General features: G+C 43.2%; 8 protein-coding genes. All 8 read right to left on the bottom strand.

Annotated features, from left to right (window positions below):
- Positions 1-303: 303 nt before the first annotated feature.
- Complete coding sequence (locus EIZ39_RS24195) at positions 304-681, bottom strand: VOC family protein (RefSeq protein ID WP_129203776.1); 378 nt, start codon at positions 679-681, stop codon at positions 304-306.
- A 98-nt stretch (positions 682-779) separates the two neighbouring features.
- Entirely contained in the window at positions 780-1,154 is a 375-nt protein-coding gene (locus EIZ39_RS24190) for a Na-translocating system protein MpsC family protein (RefSeq protein WP_164985296.1), read from the bottom strand.
- Positions 1,155-1,255: 101 nt separating this feature from the next.
- Positions 1,256-3,265 (bottom strand): TRAP transporter permease, encoded by a 2,010-nt coding sequence (locus EIZ39_RS24185; protein WP_129203772.1) that lies wholly within the window; start codon positions 3,263-3,265, stop codon positions 1,256-1,258.
- Between the two features lie 84 nt (positions 3,266-3,349).
- A complete protein-coding gene (locus EIZ39_RS24180) occupies positions 3,350-4,423 on the bottom strand; it encodes a TAXI family TRAP transporter solute-binding subunit (RefSeq protein WP_129203770.1) in 1,074 nt (357 codons plus the stop codon).
- A gap of 26 nt (positions 4,424-4,449) precedes the next feature.
- Complete coding sequence (locus EIZ39_RS24175; RefSeq protein WP_129203768.1) at positions 4,450-5,364, bottom strand: alpha/beta hydrolase; 915 nt, start codon at positions 5,362-5,364, stop codon at positions 4,450-4,452.
- A gap of 341 nt (positions 5,365-5,705) precedes the next feature.
- A complete protein-coding gene (locus EIZ39_RS24170) occupies positions 5,706-10,913 on the bottom strand; it encodes a lamin tail domain-containing protein (RefSeq protein WP_129203766.1) in 5,208 nt (1,735 codons plus the stop codon).
- A 269-nt stretch (positions 10,914-11,182) separates the two neighbouring features.
- Positions 11,183-11,800 (bottom strand): DUF3889 domain-containing protein, encoded by a 618-nt coding sequence (locus tag EIZ39_RS24165; RefSeq protein WP_129203764.1) that lies wholly within the window; start codon positions 11,798-11,800, stop codon positions 11,183-11,185.
- Positions 11,801-12,041: 241 nt separating this feature from the next.
- Positions 12,042-16,733, bottom strand: a complete 4,692-nt coding sequence (locus tag EIZ39_RS24160) for a M14 family zinc carboxypeptidase (protein WP_129203762.1) — start codon at positions 16,731-16,733, stop codon at positions 12,042-12,044.
- Positions 16,734-17,213 lie beyond the last annotated feature (480 nt).

Raw genomic sequence — 17,213 nt, 5'->3', positions numbered from 1 at the left:
GTATAAATTTCCATATTTACATCTTAATAAAGAACATACAAAAAAAGAGCCTTTCGGCTCTTATGAAAAATAGGGGATTATACGTAAATGGAAAAACTCCCACTAATGGATGTGGAAGGAACAAAATCAAGAGGTTGAGGCGAATTAGTTGGCGTTTCTCCCATTATTCGTTTTTGTATCGTTCTCTTTTCGTTTTAAGTGGCTTTTTTCCAACTAATCCAACATCAAGAGTTACAATGAGGTTGAGAGCCTGAACACTTAACCTATCAAAGGTCTTAAACAATCTTATTCTATTGAAATGATCTACTCTCTTTCTACCAACTCCAATTTCTCCCCGTTCGGGCCTTTCAAAAACGCAATCTTCACATTGCCTAGTATAGTTCTCGGGACCCTATCCACTAATTCTGCCCCTAATTGCTCTATACGCTTCAACTCCTCTTCGATGTTCGTGACACGGAAGGCTAAATGATTAACAAGCCCTTCAACACTCTCAATCGATGGACCGCAGACGAGTTCTACTTCCACTTCCGAAGACTCTTCGAAGTAAAGAAAGCACAGCTCTACCTGAGGCGAAATAAACTTCCTTCTCCTCACTAGCAATCCGAAAGCCTCTTGATAAAACTGAATGGATCTCTCCATATCCTGAACAAATACCCCTATGTGTTCTACTCTTTTTATCATCTTAATCCCTCCTCTGTTATCGATTTAAGATTAGTCATTCAGCTCAAATAAGCCCACTTCGAAACCTCAATGAAGTGGGCTTTCCTCTATCCCTCCCATCAATTCCTATTCCCATCTAAAATATTTTCTTCAAACACCACCACCGAAAGGGCGGAATCATCATCAATATTCCAGGAGTAATAGTCTTTAACCACCTTCAACCCAACAATCCTCTCAATCTCAGCCTTGCGTTGCTTTTCTCTTACTTTAACATACAAACGTCGGCCCTCTAATATATGCCTCTTCCCCTCCTCCGTTTCTAACAGCTTCTTCTCAAGAGGGGTAAAGATACCATTCAAAAAATAAATTAAAACATTATCTACTACTTTTACGGTTGTAACTTTTGGACCTTTGCCTGAGCCTTCTTTTATAAATGCATTTATAAAGTTTGCTATTTCGATTTCAAGGGACTTTACATTCACTGGTTTATTCATATATCCTCCGCTCGTAGTTGATTGATGAATATAAACCAATTGTAACATTATTTTATATTTTTTGTCATTTGTCCCTTGAGGTCGACCTTCAGCCCTTTACTTTAATTGTTAGGAATACTGGCACAGGATACTCCGGTCGCAGTAGCTTTAGAAGTACGCCAATCATAAACAATGAATAGGACAGCTAACACGATCGCGGTAAGATTTACAACCCAACTATACTGCCATACGGATACAGGTAAAAATAAACAGACCGATAATAAGAAGGCAAAAATTCGTTTCATGGAACTCATACGCTGTATCATAAAACCATTCAGAACAGCGGCTAAAAAGTAAGAAGCCATAATCGCAGTCATAATAGAGAAGATGGCTTCCCCCCACATGATGGTACGATTTGTTCTTATTAACAATTCAGGAGCATAGACGAATATGAAGGGGACTAGGTAAGCTAGAACCCCTAGTTTCATCGCTTGAAACCCAATATGGTGCGGATTGGCTTTGGCTATGGGTGCTGCAGCAAAACAGGACAACGCAATGGGTGGCGTGAAATTCGAAATGACTGAGAAGTAAAAAACAAACAGATGAGCAGCCAGTGGGTCAACACCTAGCTCGACAATCGCCGGAGCGACCAATACCGCGACCAAGGAATAAGCAGCAATGGAAGGCATCCCCATCCCCAAAATAATGGAAGCAACGGCACAAACCACTAACAAAGGAAACAGACCATAAGCCCCAAAACCAGCTAAAATATTAGCTAAGTTAAATCCGAGTCCTGTAATTCCTATCACGCCGACTACTAATCCGGCTGCTGCAAGCACAATTCCAATCTCCAGCATCACCTTGCCCGTATCAACGAACATGCTTCTCAATAAGCTAAACGACTCTTTCCATTTCCCTTTCTGAAAGCTTAAAAATACAAACGCTATCGCTGCAGCATACAGTCCTGCCAGTTGCGGCGGATGTCCTTTTACAAATAGAAAATAGACCAAGGCAACAAGGGGAGGAAAGATAAGCCAGCCTGTTCTTAAGGTTTCTATAATAGAAGGAAGCGTATCCTTGCTCATTCCGTGCAACCCTTTACGTGCGGCAATTAAATCAACCTGGATAAAAAGGCAAATGTAAAATAACAAAGCCGGTACGAGCGCGGCTAACGTCACCTCCGCGTAGGGGATTCCGAGCGTTTCAGCAATGATGAAAGCAGCAATCCCCATGACTGGCGGCATGATTTGGCCTCCTGAAGAAGAAACAGCTTCTACAGCTCCAGCCTCTGTCGCTGTATAGCCGCTTTTTTTCATCAGCGGAATGGTAATAGGACCGGTTAGCAATACATTGGTCACTGGGCCACCCGTAATACTGCCTGCAAGACTAGACCCTAACACGGAGGACTTGGCAGGCCCTCCTCGATAACGACCCAATGTGCCGAGCGCCAATTTATTGATAATATCCCCGCCGCCAAAGAACAGCAGGATCTGACCAAAAATAATGAAACACAGAGCAATCGTGCCAGCGATATTCAATAAAGTAAGCAAACTATTGGGATCCAAATACAAATAATTAATCAACTGAGATAACTCGGTTTGCCTTCCTTTGAAAACCCCTGGAAAATAAGAAGCAAAAAAACCATACGATAAAAAAACTAACACAATAACAAGCATCGCGTTGCCTATCATCCTCCTAATCGCTTCAAGGATAAGGACAATCGCGACGGCACCCACTACGATTCTCGTTGTCGTCGGGTAGCCAAAATTCAAGATGATATCCCGATAAAAGATCGTGATATACAAACCAATGCTTAGCCCGAGCCCAGAAAGAATCCAATCATACCAGGCCACCTTGTTCCGGTCGGCTCGTCTCCCTGCAGGAATTCCTAAAAAGATTCCGCAAAGAATCAAGCCAAGGAACAATCCGACATATTGTTCCGCAAACAGATTAATTCTAAGATATTGGTGAATATTTAATACATACAAGATGCCTGCCAGCGGAATTAAGGCTAAAATGAGGCTCCATAATCCTGTCATTATTGAACCGCTAAATGTCCGATATCTTTTCACTTCTGCATTTGTTACCGGCTGATCTTCAACATTCGTGTCTGGAAGCCTTGAATTACCCATGCTTATTCACCTCCGGTATGTAGTCATGACATCAGGCTCAGTTGGAAGTAGGAGACCCTAAAAGGATCTCCCTAGTAGAAAGCTTTATTGGACCAGCTTGAGCAACTCTTGCTGTCTCTTTTCAACCTCTTCCGTCCACAGACCTTGATCTTTAAAGAATTTCACGACCCCAGGATGGTAAGGTACTGGAGGATGGGGGTCAAACATTTGCTCCGGGTTCCATCGCTCCAACCAGGTATAAATCGGGTGCAGCTTCTCGTAATGCTCCCACAGGGTTGCAACCAGCTCATAAGCAGCTTCATCGGATAGATGAGTCGAAGTCACCACGATGACGGGGAATTCAATGATAATCGTCTCCTCCTCCACGAAGCCCGCCTTCAGCACAACCGGTTTGGCCCCAGGCTGGTGGGTTTCAATGATCTCGATCAGGTCTTGAGGAATATCATTAAACTGACTTGGAGCATAATCATCAAAGAAGTTCAGCGGCCGCAATCCTACGGCATTATGGGCTTCAACGACTGCTGGGGTAAAAGGACTCATCCCAAATGCAGCATCCACTCGTCCCTCACGCAACGCTTCAACAGCAGCTCCGGCTGTCGTCACCGGAACGCGGATGACATCATCCCAGGTCAATCCGTTTGCCTTTAATTGCATCTCCGTTGTAATGTGGCCTGTAATTCCCCCTGTATAATCAGAGGCGACTCGTTTTCCCTTCAGGTCCCGAACGGATTGAATATCTGAGTCTTTTCGAACCGTAAGCCCTACGGACTCAACAAAGTTCCCCCTAACCAGTGTACGGACATTCTTGTTTTCTCTAAAGCCGTTTTGGCCGTGCAACGCATAGGACGCATCCGCCGAAGAACCCAGCCCCAGCTGAACCTCTCCTTTATCCAGCATCGGAATCCATGCTGACATCCCTGCGAACGGGGTTAAGGTGACCTCCATTTGGGATTCATTGCTCAAAACACTGGCTACTCCCATGCTCGCTGAGTTAAAGGCTGTCCCCTGAGGAGAGGAGGCAAACGTGATGTTGCTCGGCATAGCGTTGCTTTCTACTGGCGCTGATTGACTGGCCTGCTCTGTGGGCTGTGAGCTGCAAGCAGATAGAATTCCGGCAAACAATAATGTCAGTAGGGTTATGGTCCTTTTTCTCATCATTCAATCTTCCTCCCTTATCATTTTTTTCAAGTAGTGCATTTTCGATCTTTAGCCACTTTGAATTTCATCTCTTGGATCTTCTTTAATTGTGTATTTGAAAAGTTGCCGACGACTGGAGAATATAACCTCTCTTTTAGAAACGCTAAAACCTGCGGAGCAACGACCGTGTTTGGGTAATCCTTTATTGTGCCTCCTTCCACCCCCGGCAAAACATTAAACCAGAAGTGTCCATCATCTGGAACCACAAGGGTTCTCGTATCGATTCCCGCCTCCTTTAATTTAGAGGCAAAATTCTCTGATTGGGATGGATGAGCGACCGTATCCATATCCCCCCATACGATCATGTAACTCGTGTCAAAAGCCGGATTGGCTGCTGCTTGTACGATATGGTGAATGGGCGAGGCATCTCTGTAATGTTCGGGTGCATCGTCTGGAGTGGACCCTATTACTTTTTCAATCTTGCGATCGCTGTTCGTTGACACTTGATGCTTCCAAGATTGCTCCGTATCATACGAACCGTACACCCCTACTACCGCATTAATCTTATAGCTGGCATTGATAGGAAATTTGACCGAGTACAGCACAGCGAGGTAGGCTCCGGCAGAATCCCCGATCAGCCCAATTCGCTGCGGATCAATTCCCCATTCATTCGACTTGCAGACCAACCAATTTACAGCCGAGCGAACATCCTCAACCAGACCAGGCCATGTAGAATATGATTCCGTCGTCAATCGGTAATTGATCGCCATCGCCACAAAGCCCTGTTCAGCCAAGTAAGGTCCCCAGTCTTGATACATCTCTTTAGAACCTGCTTGAAATCCCCCTCCATGGATCAGAATCACAGCAGGCAAGTCTTTCCCCTCGCGAGGGCGGTATACATCAGCGGTGAGGTACTCCTTGTCTGTTTGACCAAAAACAAGATTACGTTCTATTAAGCACATTCCGGATTAACCTCCTTAAACCATCTTATTTTTAAGAAATAGCTTTCTCATTCAACACCAATCTTTCTAAATAAGTAAAAAGGACAAACGGATGGCACACGAACTAATTGCTTAGTTTGGGGTTGCCACCGCCTGTCCTTAATTCTTCTTATAAGAACCATACAGTGTCTCAGTTATGGAGTAAAAAGATTCATCATCTTTCCACAATTTATATAATTTAATTATACAGAATATTAATAACTTGTCAACTGATTTTCTCAAACGTTAGCTCTATCATGTCATTCAATAAAAATAAGCCTAGGTTCTACACCCAGGCTCATTCAGGTTTTTCTTTTTAGCCTTTAAAAGTTACTTAACTTCCCAAAATTTCGAGCGACGGTAACAACATCATATAAGCCGATCGTTCCACTGTCATCTACATCGAAAAGAGCGTTTGACTCCACTTTCAATTTTTCAAATTGCTTGGAGATTAGCGAAACATCAATAATATTAATCCTCTCATTCCCATCATAATCCCCAACATAGAGTTCCATATCAGGAACCTCTACAGAAGTCGCTGCATCATACATCGTAGTACTCTGTGTTGCATTGAGGTATCCCTTACGCTCGACCACGACTTGGTAGGTTCCTGGGGAAACAACGGAAACCTCATATGACCCATTTTGATCCGTCTGCGTTTCACTGATAACCTGCTGGTTAAGAAGAACTTTAACATTAAATCCACTTAAATCATGAAGGTGATGAGTATTTGGAAGCTTGACTTTACCAAAGAGCTTCATGCTTGAAGCAATTGGCACATGAATAGGTTGAGCGTCCACTGATATTGGTTGATTATTGCTATTAACCATCTGAATAGAAGAGGCGACAGGTCTAAAAATCAACTGTCCAGAAGCTCCATCTTTTACTTTAAACTGGGCTTTTGCCAGCAGTCCTTCACCGCTTACTCCTGGTTTTTCACCTAATTGAGTTACTGCAAAGCGGATCTTCCCGACTCCTTCATACACATCTTGGTAAACAGAATTTTTTACAGTTGTTCCGTACAGCCAATCGCTTAGTTGAAGCTGTATTCCCTCCATGTTAGGGTCTGCATCAATCGGCTCTAGCTTAGTAGAGTCATAATCTATTTCGATGGAGGCGCCATACAAATCTTTCATCTCATACACGTAAACGCCAACACTAAAGGCTGATCCTTCGTGTACTTGACTCGGGGCTTGTAAGTAGAGTGCGGCATTTGGAGATTGCCCTTCGCCTTTAGTCGTGAATGTCCAAACATCTGAGATTTCTTTTCCTCCAAAGGCGTCTTCCATCTTGGCATACCAACTGTACGTAGTATTCTCCTTTAGACCGCTCCATGTCACTTCGGCCTCACTGCCACTCGGTACATCTGTTTTAGAGCCGATTTTTTCATTTGTTCTAACATTAACCGTAATATAATCGGTAGCCACTCGCTTTTCAATCGGCTTAAGGGCAATAGGGAGCGTTAGTTCCTCTTTCTCATCTTCATAATAATTATAATCATTGAGATAAGGAGAATAGGTGTTGACAATCATTTGCTGATTTTCTGCATCGAAATACAGCATGCGCAGATAACCAAGACCACCTTCCGCAAGCCCTTGGTAGTTAGCTAACATCTCAATGACTTGACGATCTCCTATCATCTTAATATTGTGGCTAACACCAATAATATGGCCGCTCAATACCATGAATACATTATCATTAGGAACCACAATCTTGTCCCAAATCTCTTGTCCCTGTCCGCTATATTTCCCTTCGGGATTAATATTCTCATGGACGGCTACAATGGCGTTTCGATCTTCATACCTTTTCAAGACTTCATTAGCCCAATCTATGGATTCTTGATCGATCACCCATCCTAGGTACAAAATAATGAAATCGTGTCCATTAGAGGAAATTAAGTCAAAGTGATCCCTGTTATTGTCCAAATCTCCCCCGTAATGAGGTAGGTGAGCAAAACGATCTCTACCAAAATACTTAGAGTACATGGAGTAATCTGCTGCATTGTAGTGCACATCATGATTTCCAGCCAAAACACCATAAGGGATGTTTGCATTGTCCAATATTTTCATACTAGCATCCGCTCTTACATACTGGATTTCTTCCATGTTGTCTACAAGGTCGCCGGTATGGACGACATACTTAAGTTTCTTTTCCATTTGATTATCAGCGATCCACTGCGTCATCTTATCAAAGATGTGAGGGTAGTTTTTTGAATAATACTGTGTATCCGTGATCCAACCAAAAGAAAAATCATATTCATCTGGAGATGGAATTTGATCTTGCACCAGAACCTGTATGGTTTGGTTCCTTACCATTTCCGCCACGCTGACTTCGCCGCGGAGAATAAAATCGGTTTCTCCTTTTCCAGAATCCACTTGTTCCCATTTTAGTGTATGATGATTCCACACATATAAGGTTACCAAGCGCCCTGGTAACGAGTGCCCTTCCCATTTCAGTTCCACCTTTTCTATACCCGTAAGATCATCCTCGATCTTCATTTCAAAACGTTGGTACGGGAACTCTTCTTTAGAGTCGGTTGTATAATACACATCATCTGAAACCGAAATAGCGCCGTACGCAGCTTCATCAAAATTACTTTCTCCTTGAGGTAGCATCTCCAGCGGAGGTTCACGGTCTACGGCATTTGAAAATGCTCGAGAATCTCCCCGTTCTTTAAAGTCATACTGATAGGCTCTAAAGAACGATACCTCCATAGGATCACCTGTTGGATCCTCGGCTGTAACTTTTAATGTTGGATTCAAGTCAATTCCTGTGGCCTTATGTGCAGGTTGAGGATCTCTTGCGGGATAGGGTTTTTCTTCAATTACCTCGAATAGATGTTTCATTTTAGTGATGTTTCCCGCTTTATCCTCAACATGCACCTCAAATTCATGAGCCCCCTGTACCAGGTCTGCCGCGGACATGCTAGTGGGCACTTCGATTCGTTTACCGTCCAAATACCCTACTATTTTCTCTATTCCAGATCCACTGTCTGATACGGAAGCGGAGAAGGATATTGTTCCTTTATAGGCTTGACCTTCTTCTGGTGTCATGCTTTGGATTGTCGGTGCGGTATTATCGACCAATACCCTTACTGAATGGTTCTTTACTTCTTGCGGTCCTTCTGCAATCAACTCGATCTGATGTTCCTTATCCAGCACAGACGTCGTATCCCAGTCGTATCGAACAGCTAAAAATTTCTCTTGAGGAATAACGAAGGAATAATCACGATACTGAATATTATCATTGATTCCATAAGATTGGCCTGGCTTGTAGGAAGCGTCTCTAATAATCGTTCCATCTCCAAGCACAAGGCGAACGTTCCTTACACTAAAATCATCATTATTCCCTTCGTTGCTTGTAGGAGAAACCCGGTCACCCGACCAAATAGACAAAGTATTCGTTCCTGGTTCTAAGGTATTTACAGGGATTTCTACCGCTACAGTTTCAAATTGCAAGTAATCATGAATGCCCTCAAAAACGTGCAGGACTTCATCCCCTTTTAGGATCCCGTTCTTAAAGCCTAAAGCAGGTTGTAATCCATCTGCCTCAAATACCAAATAAGCGTTCTTAGGCAAAACGCTTTTTGCAGGAACGGTCTCTCCGTCTATCTTTAGTGTTAAACGTTCCTCGGGTAATGCGCTATATCCCTGTAGCATGTAATTACCCTTGACATACTCTCCATTGTTCACAGATAAGGTCGGAATCGGATCATGGTTCATCTCAATCACATAGGGATGTTCTCTATCCTGTGGCATTGTGACTGTATTCATCCCGTCGGTTGCTTCAAAATAATACATGACTTGATTCCCAGACATGATATCATATTTTGTAATATTAGCTGCATATAGGTAATCTTGGTCTGCAACCAAATCTATGTGTTGATATTCACTTTGGGCGTTTGTTTTGTAGTAAAGCGTTACTCTATGAGTCTGTCGGTTGTCGCGTACGTCAGCTGACAAATCGAGATTGACAGGTTTCGTGCTTGAAAACGGTACGGTGTGCTGGATCTCTGGTGCTTGGTTATCCTCAGGAAGAGTAATAAGACTCATTGGAATTTGATCATCTCTTACCGCACCCGGTGTAGGTACCTGACCATTTGCAAGCTTCACCATCTCCCTTGATTCACCTATCGGATATTTGTACACGATACTTTTACCTGCCATTGTGTCCTTTACAATATCATTGTACTTGGCATTAGTAATTTCAGCTCCGGTATCCGTCATTAAAACCATATTCCGCATGCCGGAGTTTACCATCCCTCCAGCCTCAATTTCAATTAATTGCTCCTCTTTCACGTCAGAATTAAAGTGCGCGTTAAAATCATGGATCGTCTTTCCTTCACTACTAATTGTCCTTACCCAGACAATGATTGTTCCCTGAGGCGGAACGATCTGATCTTTATCAAAATTCCAAATTTGATAGGTTCCAGCTGGATAAGTATATCGGATATGATAATTGCGCATGTTGAGCGGTTTATTCGTTGGATTATACAACTCAATGTACTCGAACGCATCTGCTCCCGAATTATCAGGTACTAATTCGGTAATAAACAACTCAGTCGGTGAAGCCTTCTGTTGTTCGATCGGGACAGTAAAGTAGGCCTGGTCCGCCGGGAGAGTCGCCCGGTTTATTCCATCCCTTGCTTCCAAGTAATACAACAGCTCATTCCCAGTGCTCAAGTCCATTGCAGGGATAACAGCCTCATATTTTTTCCCCTCAATTAACCCCATGGGAGTAGTTTTAAAATGAGCTTCCGTTGATGTTCTATAATACAGATTAACCGCTGTTAATCCCACCTCATCATAAACATCAGCTTGCACTCGCAGATCACCCGTAACCGCATTCGCTATAGGTTGATGTGTAATAACAGGAGGCAGGTCATCATTCGGATTAGGATTCCCACTACTAGGGACTTGGCCATTCAAGATTAGCCCAGGAGTCGGATCTTGACCTGACGCGATTTTAATCATCTCATGTGAGCCTGCATCAGGAAAACGATAGGTTATACTTTTACCAGAAACTGTATCTACTGTGGAAGAAGAGTTCTGCTCATTATAAGTTGCGCTCGAGAGGATTTCCCCTGTGTCATGAGCAATCGCAATGGTACGCCCCCCTGAGTTCGCCATACCTCCAAGCACACTCGTTACTTGTTCGTCTAACAATTCCACGCCGTAATGACTGTTAAACTGAGACGGAGTTACATCCTGATTCTGCTTAACCCAGATGACTAAGCTCCCATGAGGGGGTATGATCTTTTCCTCAGTCAGATCCCACTCCACTGGGGTCCGATTGTCGTAGTATCCATACACAACCTTGTAATCCTTCGCATTAAGGGAGGTGTTTGTATTGTTGTAAATTTCAAAAAATTCATAGTAATCACTGCCTGAGTTGTTGGGTACTACCTCCGTTACTAGGAGCTCCGGTCCGCTTGAACTCTCTTCAGCACTTCCTGGCGTACCCCCTATAACATTAGTGAGCCAAATTGCGGAGGCTAAAAATGCTTTAGCTAACTTCCTGCCTTTAATCATAATTTCTCCTTTCTTGCCAACCTTTTTATTTTTTCGTGATCTTTCCCCCGATTGATTGTTCCCCCCTCCTAGCTAGGTACTGTAAAACAGGATTAAGAATAGCAAATTTTTACTAACAAACTATCAACGTTATGTAATTTTTTTGTAAATTCCTAACTAAAGGCAGACCAGGCCCCTTGTTATTTGAGAACAACAAATAACCTCCCCAACCAAGGAATCGATCTTGATTAGGGAGGGCGGAGTGAGGGACAGACCCTCAGGAGGTAGGGTCATACTTCCTTAATATCAAACGAAATAACCCGGTTTGTTTGCGGATTGTAGATGACCGTTCCTTGGACTTTGATGGTCTCCTGTGGGGATTGCAAAATAAATTGATAGATTTCTTTCTTTTGGGCAGCAGTCAGGTCCGTTTTGCTCACAAATTTATAGTTCGTCACACGATACCTCGGATAGGCCGCTTGAGTGACTTCCAATAAATATTTTCCCCACTTCTCCTCCCCTAGTTCAGGTGACGGAGTGATCTCCACATTTATGACACCCACAGCAGGATTTGCCCCTAGCGCTTCAAAACCTCTTCGATGAAGGTTAATCCTATTTGGCGCGTAGTCTCGAACCCGATCTACTACGGTTACAATCAATTCTCTTTGTGTCAAAGGATTCTTTATTTTAAGCGTTTGACCACACCGATATGGAGTATTTACTCCAACAGCTACAGTCATATATTCATTATGAGACCACGGAATGCCGCATTGAGTCACTGGCCCCCCCTCTGTCCATGTCGCTTGACCTTGGATGGTTTGTTGACGAGCTTCATAAAATGGATAAGTTGAATTCATATACCCATATGGATTAGCCTGGTGAGAATAAAATCCAGCCTGAAAATACATGTTTCTTCCTCCTGTCACGCAGCCATGTTTAGACAACATAACTTATGCTTTCAAGAAGATTCTCGTGACAGATACCTAAATATTAAATGCTATCAAGGTTCCTTGAGCTCCAATTATTATCTTTCACGCTTTACACTTTAGCGGAGTGAGGGTCAGTCCCTCATCACACTGCCTCGCTAGGGTAAAAAAAGGCTATCGAGATTACTCTCGACAGCCCTTGGTTTCCTGCTTATTTGTATTGTTAATTCGACAAAGGAGTGACAGGCACTCTTCCAAAATGGCGGGCGACAGGGATCACATCGGATAAATCAATGGAGCCGTTCAAGTCGATGTCGAAGATGCGGTTGAGCGGGGTGACCACGGACTCGAATTGCTTCGCCATGAGGGAAATGTCCACAATGTCGATGTAATGATCCCCGTTAAAGTCTCCTACATACATGACATAGGATGGCGCTTCTATTTCTTTTGCCCCTTCAGACACGCTGACTAGAGCTTGGCTTGGTAAATAGCCTTGTCTTTCTACCAAAATGACATAATCTCCCGATTCTTGTACCGTTAAGCGATAAGAACCGTCCTTGCTTGTCGTGCCTTCAGCCACGGCCTGCTCTCCACTTAAAACACTCACCTTAAAGCCGCTCAGATCCTTCAGGTGATGAACCGAAGGTACTGTCACCTTTCCTTTTACCTGATAGCTAGATTGAATCTCAAGTTGGATGGGTTCTACAGCGACCGGGATCTTTTCATTCTCGCTGTTGAAAAACTGGATCGAGCCCTCTAGAGGAGTAAAAGTTATGGTTCCTGTCTGTCCTTCTTTTACTTTAAACTGCGCTTTCGCGAGCCAGCCTTCGCCCGAAACTCCTGGTCTTTCGCCTAGCTGAGTCACCGCAAAACGCAGTCTCCCCTCTCCCTGCTCTTCTTGATAGACTTCGTTAACAACAGTGGCTCCTTGCAGCCAGTCTCCTAAAACCATCTGTATACCGTCAGTCAGGGGATCAGCGTCTAGTGGTTCGAGTTTGCTCGCATCATAGCTCACCTGTATCGACGCTCCGTAAAGGTCCTGAGCCTGATAGACATAGAAGCTGACACTAAAAGATGAACCTTCCGTAACGCTAGATGGAGCCGTCAAGTATAGGGCTGCTCCTGACGGCACAAGGGCTGTACGTGCCGTTTCCAACGCGGTCTTCGCTGCGTCCACCTCTTCCTGGGTGGCATCCTCTTTTGCCAGTACAGCTTGTGCAGCCGCTAGTTTCTCTTGCAACCCTTGCCAGCTAGCTGCCGTGTAATCGGCTTCGTTCAAGTTCTCTCCATTAATTTCATCCACCTTGGCTTGAAGCTCAGATTTATCCACACCGGGTTCTGAGGGCTCAAACAAATGAGCTGGTGCACGAGGAGCTTCCATACTTCCAGTTCCAACTCCAAAATATGCCCAATCATTGATCATGCCACTGGTAACATGACCCACACCTACTTTGCCGTTAACAAAGTTCTCATCATCAACCTCTACTTGCCAAGCATCAGGTTCCTGCTCACCGTATAGCCAAACTTTACCTTTTAAAGTAGAGCCTTCACGCTTAAAGACGACTTCATACCATGTATCTTTTTGAACTGGTATAGGTATTTCGACAGATTTAAGTACAGTAAAGTAAGCATTCATGTTGCGATTGATTCGCACATCACCACTATTACGCAGGTCAAGATAGTAACTGTTTTCACTTCCTGCATTCCCAGAGCCATGAAGATGAACTTGGAACATCGTTGTCCCATTGGTTTTGGATCTTACTACAGTGGATACTTCCACATCACCATTTACTTCTCCTACCTTATCCCACGTTAATACACGTCTACCTCCACCTTCTGTAACATCATGCTCTAATCTAATTGGCTCCTCTTTGACCGTCCAGCCACTTTCTCTCCATAAGGTGGACCAATCAGTTGGGGCTCCACCAGCCTCATACACAGAGAAGTCCGTCTCATATTGTTTCGGCATCATTTGAAGCGCTAAGTACGCCTGATTTAAATTTTCCAACGCTGTATCAACTTCTAATTGGGTAGCATCCGCTTTATTCAATAATCCTTCCGCTGCACTTAGTGCTGCCTGTAGGTTTTGCCAACTATCCGTTGTGTAATCCGTTTCATTTAACCCTCCAGATTTTATCGACGTTACAGCTTGCTCTAATCGTGTCTTATCTACTTCAATTTCTGTAGGATCAAACAAATCCTCAGGTGCACGGGGAGCCTCCATATCTCCAGCACCCACTCCAATGAATGCCCATTCGTTAATAACCCCACTGGTAACATGCCCTACACCTACTTTTCCTCTAGAGAAGCTATCATCTTCCACCTCTACCTGCCAAGCCTCGGGTTCCTCCTCACCATACAACCAAATTTTACCCTTTAAGCTAGTCCCCTCACGCTTAAACACGACTTGATACCATGTTCCTGCAGTAGCAGCAAGAGGTTGTTTAACGGATTTAAGAACTTTAAAGCTACCATTCATGTTACGGTTAATTCGTATATAACCACCATTCGTTAAATCTAGATAATAACTGCTTTCACTCCCTGCATTTCCCGATCCTTGAAGATGAAGTTGAAACATGACTCCTTCACTTTGATCGGTTTGAACTCTTCTAACTACGGTAGAAACTTCAACATCACCGTTTACATCCCCTGCCTTATCCCACGATAATACGCGCCGACCTCCACCTTCTGTAACAACATGCTCTAATCGACTGGGCTTATCTTTGATCGTCCAGCCACTTTCTCGCCATAAGGTGGACCAATGAGAAGGTACTCCTCCAACTTCATACTCAGAGAAATCCGTTTCATATTTTGAAGAAAGGGCTAAGTAGGCTTGATTTAAATGTTCAACCGCTCGATCTACTTCTTCTTGAGTAGCATCAGATTGATTTAATATATCTTCTGCTTCTACGAGAGCACCTTGTAAGTTTGCCCAACTCTCGGGCGAAAAATTTACTTCTTCTAAATTTTCGGATTTTATTTTATCTACTCGCCTTTGTAATACCGATTTATCCACTCCATCTATTAAATCCCCTGGAGCTCTTTGCGCTTCTTGACCATACGTCCCTACACTGAAAAATTTCCAATCATTAACCAATCCCGTGGATCGATGTCCGATTCCAACGTTACCAAAACCAAGATACTCGTCATCAACTGAAATTTGCCAATCGGGCTCTTCTTCACCATATCTCCAAACTTTTCCGTTTAATGTATTCCCATCCCGTTGAAACACGACCTGGTACCAGGTATCTACATTCAATTGAAACGGCAATGCTTCACTTTTTAATACCGTATCTCGATTACGTAATAAACGATTAATGCTTATCGTGTTGTTATTATTTTGTTTCGTTACATTAAGATAGTAGCTGCTTTCTGTCTCTTCTTGACCATATCCGTGAAGATGGATTTGAAATAATTCTCCATCACGATTGGCACGAACTAATCCCGCAACTTCCACATCGCCATGAACTTCACCTACTTCATTCCAAACAAGGAGTCGATGTCCATCACCATCTGTAACCATGTGCTCTAAACGATGGGGTTCATCTTGAACCATCCAACTACTATTCTTCCAAACCGAGGTCCAATCCTGTGGCGCAACTCCTGAATCATAGCCGGTAAAATCCGTTTGAAAAAGGGCTGATGTAGGAATACTCGGAGGTTCTAGAAGTTCTAGAGCTGAACAATCCTCAACAGCTAAACCATTTACCAGCTTAAGCTCAGAGCTTTCATCAAATATATATGGAATAACGGTCATCATCGGTTGATTCATCGGTATAAAGATGCTGCCATCTTTTACTACTTGGGTTTCTAGTGAGAACAAATCGATTTGCTTCCTGACCTTCTCAGCCTGTAATGGATTAATGAGATACCCACAAGGTCCTGGATTTAAAATCCGGGTTGGAGCTGGGCCCCCGACATAGCCATCTAAAAAGAAGGGCTCGCGATTGGCTCCATCATTCCTTTTGTTCGTCGGGGCTTGGGTAACGATGTCTACAACTTCATTAAATCGCTCATGATAGAAATTCAAAATGGAATTCGCTGCTACCATCTGTCCATTTACTCTTACAAGCGGTTCATCATCCCATGAGGCTTCTGTAAGAATCGCGATACTATGCTTCAGACCTGCCATACTACGTGTATTCGTCGGCAGCCCACCCGGAGGATAGAATTCAAAAGTTACGTCTGCTTCTGCAAGATCGCGAAAAATATAATCTGTAATGAGCTCTTGATTTAATTCTTGTAAAGCTTTATCCACATTAAGGTTTAAATTTCCCAATACCGACATGTTTGGACCTGACGTTCTTTCATGCGCATCTAAAACGATATCAGGTTTAAACTGCTTCTGAACTTTTGCCAAAGTCTGAACTTCTGGGGTTACTAAAGATACCGCATCACGATTTAGATCAAAGTCGTCTTTATTTCTCCTAATATTAGCTTCTCTACCGTCCGGATTTACCGTGGGAATAAAGAGGACCGTGGCTTTCCCCATGAGTTCTAGCATTTTTGGATCCTCTGAATAGGCTAAATCCCTTATTAATTTTAGTGACATTTCTCGGCCAGAGGGTTCATTACCATGGAAAGTTCCCGTAATCAAGATGCTTCGTCCAGATGCAATTTCTGCATCCGTTGCCGGTAGGGGATTACCTACTCGTACAAGATGCAACGAGCGCCCCTCTCCTGAAGTACCGATCTGTGAATAGCGTACTCTTTCAGACTTTCGGGAGACCTCTTCAAGAAAATCTAGCTCTTCTTGATGTGTCGTCCACCTATCACCATTGCTTATTTCAAACCCCGTTTTTGGACTATCTAATGATTGTTGAGCTTCTAGTGCTTGTATTGGGATTGTGAATAGTAATAGGATGGATACAAGGAATAACACTAGCATTCTTTTACAATTTCTATTCTTTATCATCCTTATCTCCTTTATTAAGTAATGTTTTTCTACTCGTAGACAACGAAACTCCCTAATCTACCAACTTCATCCCGTTACCCCCTTTTTGTTGCGCTCTAGTATTTCGAAATTTCTGTTATCTTTTTAAGGTAAAGGATGACCATGTTTTAGTCCAATAGAAATATTAAATACAGTTATTAAAATATTTAATACAAGACTCAGTACATGGTTCAATTAGCTAGTCTCAAGGTGGTGTTTAAGATATAGCCTATTCCATTGGTCGTAGGGTATCCCCGAAGCGACCATATAAATGAAAGAATGCGATTTTGAGGTCGTTAAGTGGAAATTCACCACTTAAATCCAAAATCAATCTTCACAAAAGATATCTAATGGGAAAAACGTCAACTAAATCTGGTTCTAGCCCTCGTTAAGGTCGATTTCCGGCCGATAGTTGTCGTTTTTCCAACTAATCTCTAAAGCCCCCTAACAGGATTGGACACT

The organism is Ammoniphilus sp. CFH 90114 (assembly GCF_004123195.1).
GTDB lineage: Bacteria > Bacillota > Bacilli > Aneurinibacillales > RAOX-1 > YIM-78166.
Note: the sequence above shows the minus strand (reverse complement) of the source record. Positions and strands in the feature narration are given on the sequence as shown.

Excerpts from the sequence above, each read along its gene's own strand:
- EIZ39_RS24170 (WP_129203766.1), bottom strand. The coding sequence starts at position 10,913 with ATGATTAAAGGCAGGAAGTTAGCTAAAGCATTTTTAGCCTCCGCAATT.
- EIZ39_RS24190 (WP_164985296.1), bottom strand. The coding sequence starts at position 1,154 with ATGAATAAACCAGTGAATGTAAAGTCCCTTGAAATCGAAATAGCAAAC.
- EIZ39_RS24195 (WP_129203776.1), bottom strand. The coding sequence starts at position 681 with ATGATAAAAAGAGTAGAACACATAGGGGTATTTGTTCAGGATATGGAG.
- EIZ39_RS24160 (WP_129203762.1), bottom strand. The coding sequence starts at position 16,733 with ATGATAAAGAATAGAAATTGTAAAAGAATGCTAGTGTTATTCCTTGTA.
- EIZ39_RS24180 (WP_129203770.1), bottom strand. The coding sequence starts at position 4,423 with ATGATGAGAAAAAGGACCATAACCCTACTGACATTATTGTTTGCCGGA.
- EIZ39_RS24185 (WP_129203772.1), bottom strand. The coding sequence starts at position 3,265 with ATGGGTAATTCAAGGCTTCCAGACACGAATGTTGAAGATCAGCCGGTA.
- EIZ39_RS24165 (WP_129203764.1), bottom strand. The coding sequence starts at position 11,800 with ATGTATTTTCAGGCTGGATTTTATTCTCACCAGGCTAATCCATATGGG.
- EIZ39_RS24175 (WP_129203768.1), bottom strand. The coding sequence starts at position 5,364 with ATGTGCTTAATAGAACGTAATCTTGTTTTTGGTCAAACAGACAAGGAG.